The organism is Paracoccus wurundjeri, assembly GCF_030678915.1.
Taxonomy (GTDB): Bacteria; Pseudomonadota; Alphaproteobacteria; order Rhodobacterales; family Rhodobacteraceae; genus Paracoccus; species Paracoccus onubensis_A.
In genome coordinates this window covers 259,224-271,249 of record NZ_JAUUTZ010000002.1, presented here as the reverse complement: position 1 = coordinate 271,249, position 12,026 = coordinate 259,224, and the positions used below count along the sequence as shown (strand labels likewise).

General features: G+C 60.9%; 12 protein-coding genes. All 12 read left to right on the top strand.

Annotation, left to right across the window (positions count from 1 at the left end):
- Positions 1-36 precede the first annotated feature (36 nt).
- A complete protein-coding gene (locus tag Q0601_RS03545; protein ID WP_305287193.1) occupies positions 37-669 on the top strand; it encodes a hypothetical protein in 633 nt (210 codons plus the stop codon).
- A gap of 358 nt (positions 670-1,027) precedes the next feature.
- Positions 1,028-2,659, top strand: a complete 1,632-nt coding sequence (locus Q0601_RS03540) for an ABC transporter substrate-binding protein (protein ID WP_305287191.1) — start codon at positions 1,028-1,030, stop codon at positions 2,657-2,659.
- 62 nt (positions 2,660-2,721) lie between these two features.
- Positions 2,722-3,702, top strand: a complete 981-nt coding sequence (locus Q0601_RS03535; RefSeq protein WP_305287189.1) for an ABC transporter ATP-binding protein — start codon at positions 2,722-2,724, stop codon at positions 3,700-3,702.
- A complete protein-coding gene (locus Q0601_RS03530; RefSeq protein ID WP_305287187.1) occupies positions 3,699-4,676 on the top strand; it encodes an ABC transporter ATP-binding protein in 978 nt (325 codons plus the stop codon). Before Q0601_RS03535 ends, Q0601_RS03530 begins: the two co-directional genes overlap by 4 nt.
- Positions 4,677-4,683: 7 nt before the next feature.
- On the top strand, positions 4,684-5,613 hold the full coding sequence (locus tag Q0601_RS03525; protein WP_305287185.1) for an ABC transporter permease: 930 nt from the start codon (positions 4,684-4,686) through the stop codon (positions 5,611-5,613).
- 10 nt (positions 5,614-5,623) lie between these two features.
- Entirely contained in the window at positions 5,624-6,484 is an 861-nt protein-coding gene (locus Q0601_RS03520) for an ABC transporter permease (protein ID WP_305287183.1), read from the top strand.
- Positions 6,485-6,501: 17 nt separating this feature from the next.
- Positions 6,502-7,260 (top strand): glycerophosphodiester phosphodiesterase family protein, encoded by a 759-nt coding sequence (locus Q0601_RS03515; RefSeq protein ID WP_305287181.1) that lies wholly within the window; start codon positions 6,502-6,504, stop codon positions 7,258-7,260.
- Positions 7,257-7,931 (top strand): HAD family hydrolase, encoded by a 675-nt coding sequence (locus Q0601_RS03510; protein ID WP_305287179.1) that lies wholly within the window; start codon positions 7,257-7,259, stop codon positions 7,929-7,931. The genes Q0601_RS03515 and Q0601_RS03510 overlap by 4 nt, the downstream gene beginning before the upstream one ends.
- A 16-nt stretch (positions 7,932-7,947) precedes the next feature.
- Positions 7,948-8,772: a sugar phosphate isomerase/epimerase family protein gene (locus Q0601_RS03505; RefSeq protein ID WP_305287177.1), complete on the top strand. Its 825-nt coding sequence runs from the start codon at positions 7,948-7,950 to the stop codon at positions 8,770-8,772.
- A 353-nt stretch (positions 8,773-9,125) separates the two neighbouring features.
- The gene (locus tag Q0601_RS03500) at positions 9,126-10,259 is read left to right on the top strand and encodes an ABC transporter ATP-binding protein (RefSeq protein WP_305287174.1); all 1,134 of its coding nucleotides are present in this window, start codon (positions 9,126-9,128) and stop codon (positions 10,257-10,259) included.
- Positions 10,249-11,178, top strand: coding sequence for a carbohydrate ABC transporter permease (locus Q0601_RS03495; RefSeq protein WP_305287172.1), 930 nt, complete (start codon positions 10,249-10,251; stop codon positions 11,176-11,178). The genes Q0601_RS03500 and Q0601_RS03495 overlap by 11 nt, the downstream gene beginning before the upstream one ends.
- Positions 11,175-12,011, top strand: coding sequence for a carbohydrate ABC transporter permease (locus Q0601_RS03490; RefSeq protein ID WP_305287170.1), 837 nt, complete (start codon positions 11,175-11,177; stop codon positions 12,009-12,011). Before Q0601_RS03495 ends, Q0601_RS03490 begins: the two co-directional genes overlap by 4 nt.
- The last annotated feature ends 15 nt before the right edge of the window (positions 12,012-12,026 follow it).

Genomic DNA, 12,026 nt, shown 5'->3' with positions numbered 1-12,026 from the left:
AATCGTTGTTGACCTTATTGCTTCAGGAAATCCCACATGACCAATCTGGCTTCATTACGTGCCAATCCTGCACAGGTTTTATCTTCAGCCAAATTCGTGGTTGATGCGCTTTCATTCGCTGGCCAGTCCGCTGGCCCATGCAGGCTTTTCTCGACCAGCCGGGAAGACGGTGTGATCCGTCTGAACTGGGGCGCGGTTCAGGAAGGCGCCAATCCCGACTATTATTTCCCGTTTCAGCCCAATGGCGTGGGCTCGGTCACGGTGCCCAAGGATGCGCCCAACGGCACGATCGTGGTCACCGGCGCGATGAACGGCTGCGGCCTTGTCGTCAACGAGACGCAGGCCCCCGACGATAACGGTCAAGACAAGAATTTCCTGAATTTCCACCATGACGCGAATTGCGCCAGCCTTGTCGGGCAGAACAAGGTTACGGGAAAGACCCTCCTTGAACTGACCCCAGCCAATTACATGACCCGCGGCGTAGGTTCGTCACGGTGCGATCCGAAAGATGGCGGTGGCATGGGCAGATCGTTTCAGCACCATCTGATCACGGTCAAGGCCAATGACATGTGGACCGTGCTGAATTTCGGTGTGATCGTGGGACCGGGACAGACCTCGCCCGTCGTCGACACCTATCAGGACGGTCAAAGCGCTTTCCTTATCCTGTAGAAACCGATTGTCCGCCGGGGGCCTGAGGCCCGGATATTCGTTGATTTCCATCGGCATGATCCGTCCCTGATACAGGGGCGGAAAATGAAGCCATCGCCGCAGCGAAGCGCAGAGAACGCCCCGACTTGTGCCGGTTGCCGGTCAAGGCAATTTCGCCTTTTAGAAACCACTTCTATTTCCAACGAAAAACCTGGCGGAAAACCGGAATTCCCTCCCGTTTTCCGCCAAGCTGCCGCCACTTCATCGCGGAGTGGGAATTCACGTTTCCTTCATTGATCTGACACCCATCAGTCACATCGCGGGACCACAACGCGGTCCAAACGGATCAGAGCGATGCCCGAACTGACAGGAGACGGAAATGCCTATCACACGTCGTCACACACTTGGCCTTGTCGGCGCCACGGCGGGGTCGCTGATCCTGCCGCGACATATCATGGCGCAGGGGAAGCGCCGCTCGGTCACTATTGCGGTGCAGAAGGTCACCAACAACAATACGCTCGATATCTGGAACGAACAGTCGAATGTCGGCGAGCGGGTCTTTTTCCCGAATTTGTGGGAAGGGCTGATCCTGCGCGACTGGATGGGCAATCAGGGACCCGTGCCGGGACTCGCGACGGAATGGCAGCGCCTCGACGATAAAACCATCGAACTGAAACTCCGTCAGGGAGTGAAGTTCCACAATGGCGACGAGTTGACCGCCGATGATGTCGTCTTCTCCTTTTCGGATGAGCGGCTGTTCGCAGGGACCGAACCGGCAGGCGGCAAGACGCTTTATGCGGAAGATTTCAAGCCGCAGAACGCCAAGGAACTGCCGGCGGGCGTTCCGGGCGTTGCCCGGCGCCTTTGGCCGGCATTGCGCGGAGTCGAGGCCGTCGACAAATATACCGTGCGCTTTCACAACGCCACGCCGGATATGACGCTGGAGGGCCGCCTTTATGCATTCGGTTCCCAGATAGCCAACAGACGCGCCTGGGATGAAGCCGCAAGCTATGCCGAATGGGCAGCCAGGCCGATCACCACCGGCCCTTATATGGTCGAGGATTTCCGCCCGGATGTTTCCCTGACGCTTGTCGCGTTTGACGAATACTGGAATGGCCGTCCCCCGCTGGAACGCATCCGCTTTGTCGAGGTCCCGGAAGTGGCCAGTCGCGTAAACGGGCTTCTGTCGGGTGAATATGATTTTGCCTGTGACCTGCCCCCCGATCAGATCGGCGCGGTCAACGGCACCCCGGGCCTCGAGGTTCAAAGCTCGACGATCTGGAACCACCGCATCACCGTCTTCAACACGCAAAACGAGATACTCGCCGACCCGCTGGTCCGTCGCGCCTTTTCCCATGCGATCGACCGTCAGGCGATTGTAGAGGCATTGTGGGGTGGCGAAACCGCAATCCCTGCCGGGCTGCAATTCGACAGCTTCAGCACCTCGGATATGTTCGTCGAGGGCTGGAATGTTCCGGAATACGATCCCGACCTTGCCCGCGATCTTCTGGCGCAGGCCAATTACAAGGGCGACGCGATCCCTTATCGACTGCTTAACAATTACTACACCAACCAGACTCCGACGGCGCAGGTGCTGGTCGAAATGTGGAAGCAGGTCGGGCTGAATGTCGAGATCCAGATGAAGGAAAACTGGGATCAGATTTACGCCCCGGAAGGCGACAAGGGCGTGCGCGACTGGTCGGCCTCGAACCTGATCAACGATCCGATCACCCCGCTGGTGGTGCAGTTCGGCCCGAATGGCGAAGCGCAACAGAAACGCGATTACGCGAATGATGAGGTCAACCAGCTTTGCTCGGTCATGGAGACCTCGGTCGACAAGGCAGAACGCAAGCGCGCCATCACCCGCCTTCTGGAGATCACCGAACGCGAAGACCCGGCCTATACGGTGCTGCACCAGAACGCTGTCTTCACCGGACTGAAATCCGACCTGAAGTGGAAAGCCGCTCCGGCATTCGCCATGGATTTTCGCGCCTCCAACTGGACGGCCTGATGAAAGACAGGGCGAGCCGCTTTGGCTCGCCCCCAATTCACGAATGAAAGGAGAAATGGCATATGCCCTTTGTCTCCGTCCGTGACCTGAAAGTCGCCTTTGACGGCGTGCAGGTGCTTCACGGGATAGATCTGGACATCGGGCGCGGCGAGGCTGTTGGCCTTGTGGGCGAAAGCGGCTGCGGAAAATCCGTGACCTGGCTTGCCGCGCTTGGACTGTTGCCGGGCAAGGCGAAGGTTTCGGGTTCCGTGACCGTCGACGGTCAGGAACTGATCGGTGCCTCGCCGCGGAGGATCGAGGCGGTGCGCGGCGCGAAGATCGCGATGATCTTTCAGGATCCGTCCTCCGCTCTCAATCCGGTCCATCGCGTCGGTCGTCAGATTTGCGAAAACCTGCGCCTGCATCGCGGCCTGCGCGGAGATGCCGCACGCGCCGAAGCCATCCGTCTGATGGACATTGTTGGCATCCCCTCGGCCAATACGCGTTTCGATCTTTATCCGCACGAGTTCTCGGGCGGGCAGTGCCAGCGCGTGCTGATCGCAATGGCATTGGCGGGCGCGCCGGATCTGCTGATCGCCGATGAACCGACCACGGCGCTGGACGCCACGATACAGGCGCAAATCCTGGACCTGCTATCGAACCTGCGTCGCCAGACCGGCATGGCGATGGTCTTTATCAGCCACGACCTCGGCGCGGTCTCGACAGTCTGCGACCGCGCGGCGGTGATGTATGCGGGCAGGATTATCGAGGCCAACGATATCAGCCAGCTTTTCGCCGCGCCCCGCCACCCCTATACACGCGGACTTTTCGACGCCATCCCTTATCTTGATGCCGGGCGCGCTCGGCTGAGTCTCATCCCGGGCACGGTTCCCGATCCAAGGCATCTGCCCCAGGGCTGCGCCTTTGCACCGCGCTGCGCGAGAGCAGGCGATCTGTGCCGGGATTACCAGCCCGAGCTGAAGGAGCAGGCAGGTACAGGGCTGACCGCCTGTTTCCACCCGATCCCGACCGGATCGGCCAGCCGGCAGGAGGTTTTCGCATGAGCGCGCTTTTGCAGGCCAAGGGGCTGATCCAGCAATACAGCACCGCGAAGACATTCCTTGGCAAGACCAGCACCATGCGGGCGGTGGACGGGATAAACCTGACCGTCCGCGAGGGCGAGATCCTTGGCATCGTGGGCGAATCCGGTTCGGGCAAATCCACGCTTGGCCGTCTGCTTCTTGGGCTCGAATCTCCTTTCAAAGGGAAAATACTTTATCGCGGCCATCCCATGCCGGAACCGCGAACTGCGGCATGGCGCAAGCTTCGGGCCGAGATGCAGCTGATCTTTCAGGATCCGCTATCCGCGCTGGACCGCCGCCTGACCGTCTCGGCGCAGATTGGCGAGCCGTTGGAAATTCATGGTCTGGCAGCAGGATCCGAGCGGGCCGAGCGCGTCGCCGAACTGATCGCGAAGGTCGGGCTTCGTCAGGATCAGGCCGGAAGCTATCCGCATGAGCTTTCGGGCGGCCAGCGACAGCGTGTCGTTATCGCGCGGGCACTGGCCAGCAACCCGCGTTTTCTGGTCTGCGACGAGCCGGTTTCCGCCCTCGACGTCTCGATTCAGGCGCAGGTCGTGAACTTGTTGCGCGACCTGCAGGACCGCGAGGGACTGACGATGGTTTTCATCAGCCATGACCTGAAGGTCGTGCGGAACATTTGCGACCGGGTCGCTGTCATGTATCTGGGCCGGATCGTCGAAGAAGCGTCTTCGGACGCGCTTTTCTCGGATCCGCGACATCCCTACACGCGGGCGCTGGTGTCTTCGGTTCCGAAAATCGGCGCCGGGCTTCATGGGCGCATCATCCTGCAGGGCGAACCCCCGAACCCCGCCGCCCGGCCGTCGGGCTGCGCCTTCCATCCGCGTTGCCGCTTTGCCGATGCCGATTGCGCCGCGACAATTCCCGAACTTGAACGCCATGACGGGCGGCTGGCCGCCTGCCGGAAGCTGCGTCACACGCTGCGCCCCGCCGCCTGAGGTCCCGATGCTGAAATTCACGCTGGCAAAACTTGCAAGGGCCCTGCTGACCATCCTGCTGGTCATGAGCTTCGCCTTCATCGTCCTGCGGCTCTCGGGGGATCCCGCGCAGATCATGCTTGGACCGGATGCGCCCCAGGATGCCGTCGACGCCTTCCGCGCCCGCTGGGGCCTCGATGATCCTCTCTGGCAGCAATATCTGGCCTATCTCAAGCAGATCATGACCTTCGATTTCGGTATTTCGATGCGCGACCAGTCCCCCGCCATCGATCTTGTGCTGGATCGGATACCCGCGACGCTGGCCCTGACGATCCCGGCGCTGCTGCTGAAGATCGCCATCGGGATCCCGGCGGGTATCTATGCCGCGCTGCATCGTGAATCGATCGCGGACCGGGGGGTGATCATGTTCGCGATTTTCGGATTCACGATTCCCTCCTTCGTGCTTGGGCTGGTGCTGGTCCTGATCTTCGCGGTGACACTTGGCTGGCTGCCCGCGGGCGGACAGGACGGATGGGAATATGCGATCCTGCCCATAGCCACGATGTCCATCGGCGGGATCGGCATTTTTGCACGGTTTACCCGGTCGGCGATGATCGAGGTTCTGGGACAGCCCTATATCCGCACGGCCATGGCCAAGGGCCTGCCGTGGCGCGAGGTGGTCTGGAAACACGCCTTGCCAAATGCCGCCGTCCCTATCGTTACGCTTCTTGGCTTCATGGTTGGTGCGTTGATCGCCGGCGCGGTCGTTGTCGAAAGCATCTTTTCATGGCCCGGAATAGGGCGGCTGATCGTGGTTTCGGTGGCGAACCGCGATCTTGCGGTGGTGCAATGCATCCTTCTGGTCATCGCCGCAAGCATGGTCATGGCGAATCTGCTGGTGGATTTCGCCTATGGCGTGCTGGACCCCCGCCTGCGTCACGGCCACGCGGCACATTAGAAAGGCGATCATGTCGGATACCGCAACGATTCCCGCTCCGCGCTTCATCAGCCGCATTCGCCTGAAAGCGCCATTTCTGGTCATGCTTGCCATAAGCTGGCTGGGTCTGATGATATTCGTCGCAATCTTCGTCGACCTGCTGCGCCCCTACGACATCACGGCGATGGATCTCGGCGCGCGCCTGGTTTCCGTGGGGGCGCCGGGCCATCCGCTTGGCACCGACGAACTCGGGCGCGACGTTTTCTCGCGCCTGCTGCAATCGATCCGCGTATCTCTGGTCATCGCCTTCTGCGCAACCATCATCTCGGCCCTCTTCGGGACCACGCTGGGCTTCCTTGCCGCGCAATTCCGTGGATGGGTCGAACATCTGGTCGTCGCGCTTGCCGATTTTCAGGCGGCGCTGCCTTTCATGATCATGTCGCTGGCGGTGCTGGCCTTCTTTGGCACCTCCATCTGGCTTCTGGTTTGTCTCATGGGGTTTTACGGCTGGGAACGCTATGCACGGATTGCCCGCGGACTCGCCATTTCCGCCTCGGCGCAGGGCTATGCCGCAGCGGTGGTTCAACTCGGGGCAAGGCCGTCGCGCGTCTATCTGCGGCATATCTTGCCAAATGTCGCTTCGACGCTGATCGTCTCGATGACGCTGACCTTCCCGGAAATCATCCTGATGGAATCCGGCCTCAGCTTTCTTGGCCTTGGTGTCCAGCCGCCGGAATCCTCACTTGGCAATATGGTTGGTTTCGGTCGCGAATACCTGACCCGCGCGCCCTGGATCATGCTTGCCCCCTCGCTCGTCATTGTTCTGACCACGCTTTCCATCTCGCTGCTCGGAGACTGGTTGCGCGACAGGCTGGACCCGACAACTCGCTAACCTGAAAAAGGAACACCATGACACAGATCATCGCCCATCGCGGCGCACGCAATATCTGGGCGGAAAATTCGCTTCCAGGTTTTCGGGAAACGGCAAAACACGATTTCCACGGGATCGAATTCGACCTGCATCTGACGGACGCGGGCGAATTGGTGGTGATCCATGACCCGACCCTTGAACGGACAACGAATGGCGCGGGGCGGGTTCGTGACCTGACCCCCGAAAGCCGCAAGGCGCTGCGCCTGAAAGCGCCCGACGATACGCTGATCGACGAAGGCGTCCCAAATCTTGACGAAGCGCTGGACATTCTCGCACCGGGCAAGGCCGATCTTTATGTCGAACTGAAATCGGACGAAACCGGCTTCACCGATCCGCGTATGATCGCGATGACCGCCGATGCCCTGCGTCGCCGCGGGCTTGAAAACCGGTCCGTTCTCCACGCCTTCGATATCGATGTCCTCCGCCGGATACGCGACGTCGCCCCCGAATTTCGCCGCCTCATCTCTGTCAACCGGGATTGGGCCGACAAGCAGGGCGGGTTTGAGCCATTTCTGTCCGAAGTCAGGGATCTGGTCGATATCATCGGCATTCATCACGAGCTTTTCGAAGCGGAACTCGACCTGATTGAAGGTCTCGGATTACGCGACCGTTGCTCGGTCTGGACGATCAACGAGCCCGAGGTGATGCGCCGCTGGATTGCGCGCGCCCCGGGTTACCTCGTCTCGGACGACCCTGTGCTCCTCCGCCAGCTGATGGAAGAAGGTGTCACCGCATGAGCAGGTTCAAAGCGATCCTTTTCGACTGCGATGGCGTGCTTCTTGACAGCGAACCTCTTGGTTGCGCCGCCGTCGCCCGGGCAATGACCGCCGCCGGAGTGGACATGACCGTGGACGAGGCCGTCACGCTCTTTTGCGGCAGCTCTGCCGAGGCAAGCTTTGCCGTCATGGAACGGGCGGGGCTGGATGCCTGTGCGGTTTTCGAACATGCGGACCGGATCCTTTTCGAGATGTTCGATCAGGACATCCCGCTGATCAAGGGGGTCGAGCGGGTCCTGTGGGATTTCGACGTGCCGATGGCGGTCTGTTCGAATTCGCTGATCCGCCGCCTTGATCGTTCTATCGCGCGCAGCCCGCTGGCCAAACGCTTCGGCGGGCATATCTACTCGGCCGAACATGTGCCCGCCGCGAAGCCCGCGCCGGATCTCGCATTCTTTGCAGCGGCCCAGCTGGGCGTTTCCCCGGGCGAGGCGATCTTCATCGATGATAATCCTCATGGCCTCCGCTGCGGGCTTGATGCGGGCTGCCTTTCCATAGGTTTCATCGGCCCGTCCGAGCGGCGCAAGGATCATGCCAGGGCGCTGCAGAATGCCGGGGCGGATCACGTCGTTCACGGCATGGCCGAGCTTCATGCGCTTCTGACCAAACTTTCGCTGCCTGCTGCAGCCTGACATAAGGAATCTGAAAATGCCCGATCTTCCCTTGCTTGGCGCGGCCATGATGACCCGGGATCTTGCCGGGATGCAGGACTTCATCCTTGAGGAGAATCGCGATCTCGAGATTCAGGACTTTATTCACGCCGAACTTCTGAACGGCGACTGGAAAACCGTCGCCGGTCAGACCCGGAAACTGCTTGACGGTTATACCGGCCGTCTGGGTATTCACGGGCCGTTCTGGGGATTGAATATCGCGAATCCCGACCATGATATCCGCGCCATCGTAACCCGCCGGTTCTTGCAGGGATTGGAGGTCTGCGAATATCTGGGCGCGACGCAGATGGTGATCCATTCGCCCTATACGACATGGGATTACAACAATCTCGATAATTTCCCGGCGCGTGACGCCTATGACCGCGTATTGGAGAACTGCCACAAGACCATGGACGAGGTGGTTCGCCGCGCCGAGTCGATCGGCGTCACGATGGTTGTCGAGAATATCGAGGACAAGGATCCCGATATCCGCCGTATCCTTGCAGACAGCTTCAATTCGCGCGCCATGGCCGTGTCCATCGATACCGGGCACGCGCATTACGCCCATGGCTCGACGGGCGCGCCTCCGGTCGATTATTATATCCGGCGGGCGGGCAACCGGCTGGAGCATATCCATCTTCAGGATGCGGATGGTTACGCCGACCGGCACTGGACCATCGGCGAGGGAACGATCCGGTGGCATGAGGTTTTCCGTAGTCTTGGTGAACTGACATCCGACCCGCGGCTTATTCTGGAACTGCGCGACAAGGCGGGGATTTTGCCCGCAGTCGCTTATCTGAGCAATCTTGGACTTGCCCGCTAGCCGCGACCGGCTGGGCAATCGCGGAATAGCCGCCGGAAATCGCTGCGCCACCATCTTTCCGATGGCTGCCCGGCTGTTGGCCGGATCGGCCAGTCATCGCCGTTTCAGAGCGTCGCGTTGAAGCGGCGATGCCGGTTATTTGCGTCCCGCGACGGCCGGGGGCGCTGCCACCGGACCCCCGAGGTATTTGGACAAAGAAGAAGGATGAGGAAAGGAAGTGAAGCCGGGTCGGCGCGGCATTCTCTGGATAGCGGCGGCCGTTTGCTCCCGCCCGGAGTCTAGCTCCGATTTTTGTCATTTTTCTGAAGTATTGCTCCGATATCTCCCGTCTCGAGAGATTCGGGAGTTCCGCAATGACCGCCGCCGTCCAGCTTCGAAACATCAGCAAATCCTTCGGGGAAACGCAAACCCTCCGCGATGTCTCGCTGGCGATCAGGCCGGGCGAATTCATGTCACTCGTGGGACCCTCGGGTTGCGGAAAGTCGACCCTCCTGCGCATTCTGGCCGGGCTTGCGCCGCAATCTGGCGGAACGATCAGCATCGACGGAACCGGGATCGATCACCTGCCGCCAAGCGCCCGCGACATTGCCATGGTGTTCCAAAGCTACGCGCTTTATCCGCATATGACCGTGCGCCAGAACATCGCGACACCGCTGCGGATGCGCCGGTTGCCGGCACCGGCGCGCCTGCCGGGGATAGGGCGGCTATGGCCGGGACAGCGATCAAAGCACAACGGCATCGATCAGGCGGTCATCGATGCTGCGCGGCTGGTCGAGATCGAGCCGATGCTGGATCGCAGGCCCGCCGCGCTTTCGGGCGGTCAGCGTCAGCGTGTGGCGCTGGCCCGCGCCATTGTCCGCCATCCGCGTGTCTTTCTGATGGACGAGCCGCTTTCAAATCTCGACGCCCGGCTGCGCGTGACCATGCGGGCCGAGATCGCCGCGCTGCATCGCCGCCTTGGCGCGACCTTCGTCTATGTCACCCATGATCAGGTCGAAGCCATGACCATGTCGGATCGCGTTGCGGTGATGATGGATGGCGAAATCGTTCAATGCGCCAGCCCGGCGCAGCTTTACGGCAACCCCCGCGATCTTCGCGTCGCCCGTTTCATCGGTTCGCCGGAAATCGCGACCATCAGCTCGGATGAGCTGATCGCCGAAAATGGCGGTTTCGCGCCTGTGCTGCCCCGTGATCCGGTCACTGTCGCCTTTCGCCCCGAGGCGGTCTTGCTGAGCCCCGCCGCCGATCATCTGGAGATCCCGGCCACGCTCGAACGAATCGAGCAGCTTGGACCCGAATTGCTGGTCTTCCTGCGCCTTGGCAGCGGCACACGCCTGTCCGCCCGCGCCGCTGCCGGCCGAATACCGCTATCCGCCGAAGGCCAAAGCCTTTCCGCCTGGCTTCCGGCGCGCGGCTTCATGCTTTTCGATGCGAATGGCCGCCGGCTGGATGCGCCCCATATCCGGGAATTCGCGGATGCCGGCTGATCTGACACAATCCGTATCGATATCCCGCGCACCGCGCCGGTTGGGGGCGATCCTGTCGCCGCGCATCGCCTATGGGCTTGCAGCACCGTCGGTTCTGCTTTTGGTGCTGACGGTGATGGCGCCGATCATGATGATGATCCTGCTCAGCTTCACAAGCTACAAATTCGGTGAGACGGGGATCGAATGGATCGGGATCGGAAATTACGCCCAACTCTTCGGCGACCGGACCTTCAGGCGGGCTCTGTGGAATACCTTTGCCTATGTGCTGATGGTCGCGCCGGCCTCGGTCCTGCTGGGTCTGTTCCTTGCCGTTTTGATTGACGGGCTAAGCAAGGGGCAGCGGTTCTACCGGCTGATCTTCTTCCTGCCGGTGACCGCGACCGTGGTAGCGATGGCGATGGTCTGGAAATACCTGCTTCACGGCACGATCGGGCCTTTCAATCTGCTGCTGCAAAGCCTTGGCCTGCCATCGCTTGATGTCTTCGGCGGCCGCGACCTTGCGCTTGCAGGGCTGGCCGCGATCAATATCTGGTCGCTTGCGGGCTTCAATATGGTCCTGTTCGCCGCAGGGCTGACGGCCGTCCCCGAAGACCTTTACGAGGCGGCGGCCATGGACGGCATGGACAGCAAATTCGACCGCTTCCTGAACGTCACCCTGCCGCTTCTGGGGCCGGTGACGATGTTCGTCATCGTCACCTCGACCATCACGGCGTTCAAGGTTTTCGATACCGTCGCCGTCATCACCCACGGAGGCCCGCGCGGCGCGACCGATGTGCTGCTTTACACAACCTATCTTGAGGGGTTCAGCTATTTCCGCATGGGATCGGCGGCCGCGATGACGGTCGTCTTCCTTGCGATCATGATGGTGTTCGCCTGGATTCAGGCGCGGGTGCTGGACCGCAAGGTGCATTACCGATGAACAGGCCGCATCGCTTCCGTCCCGGACAGATCCTGTCGCATGTGATCCTGCTGTTCCTGGCCTTCCTGTTCATGTTTCCCTTTTACGTCATGATCGTGACCTCGGTCCGCAGCCCTGCGGAACTTTTCGTGCCGGAATTCCGCTGGCTTCCGGAAAGCTTCACCGGATTGCGATATTACATTCAGGCCGTGGCCGATATCCCGGCACTGACCTTCCTGAAGAACGGCGTCCTGATCTCGGGCGGGATTCTGATCGTACAGCTTCTGACCGCGATCCCCTGCGCCTACGCCCTGGCAAAGTTCGAGTTCCGGGGCCGTGACCTTCTTTTCGCACTGGTCCTCTTTTCGCTGACCGTACCGATTCAGGCGCCGGCGCTGCCGCTGTTTCTGGGCCTGAACGCGATCGGCGCGATCGACACCTATTTCGCGGCCATGGTCCCGTTCTTCCTGTCGGTCTTCGCGATCTTCCTGTTTCGCCAGACCTTCCGGACCTACCCCGACGAGATCATTCAGGCCGCCCGGCTCGACGGCATGTCGGAATGGGCGATCCTGTGGACCGTCGTGGTGCCCGGCTGTCTGCCCTCGGTCGCGGCGTTTTCAATCTTCTCGGTCACGGCGCATTGGAACGACCTTTACTGGCCGATGGTCGTCATCCGCTCGAACGACCTGATGACGCCGCCCCTTGGCCTTGCCTTCTTCGCCGATAGCGAAAGCGGCGCGAATTACGGCGCCCTGATGGCCATGGCGACAATTCTGACAGCGCCTCTGATGATCGGCTTTCTGCTCGCGCAGCGCCATTTCATCCGCGGCATCACCATGACCGGGGTCAAATAAGCTTTCCCTCCACGC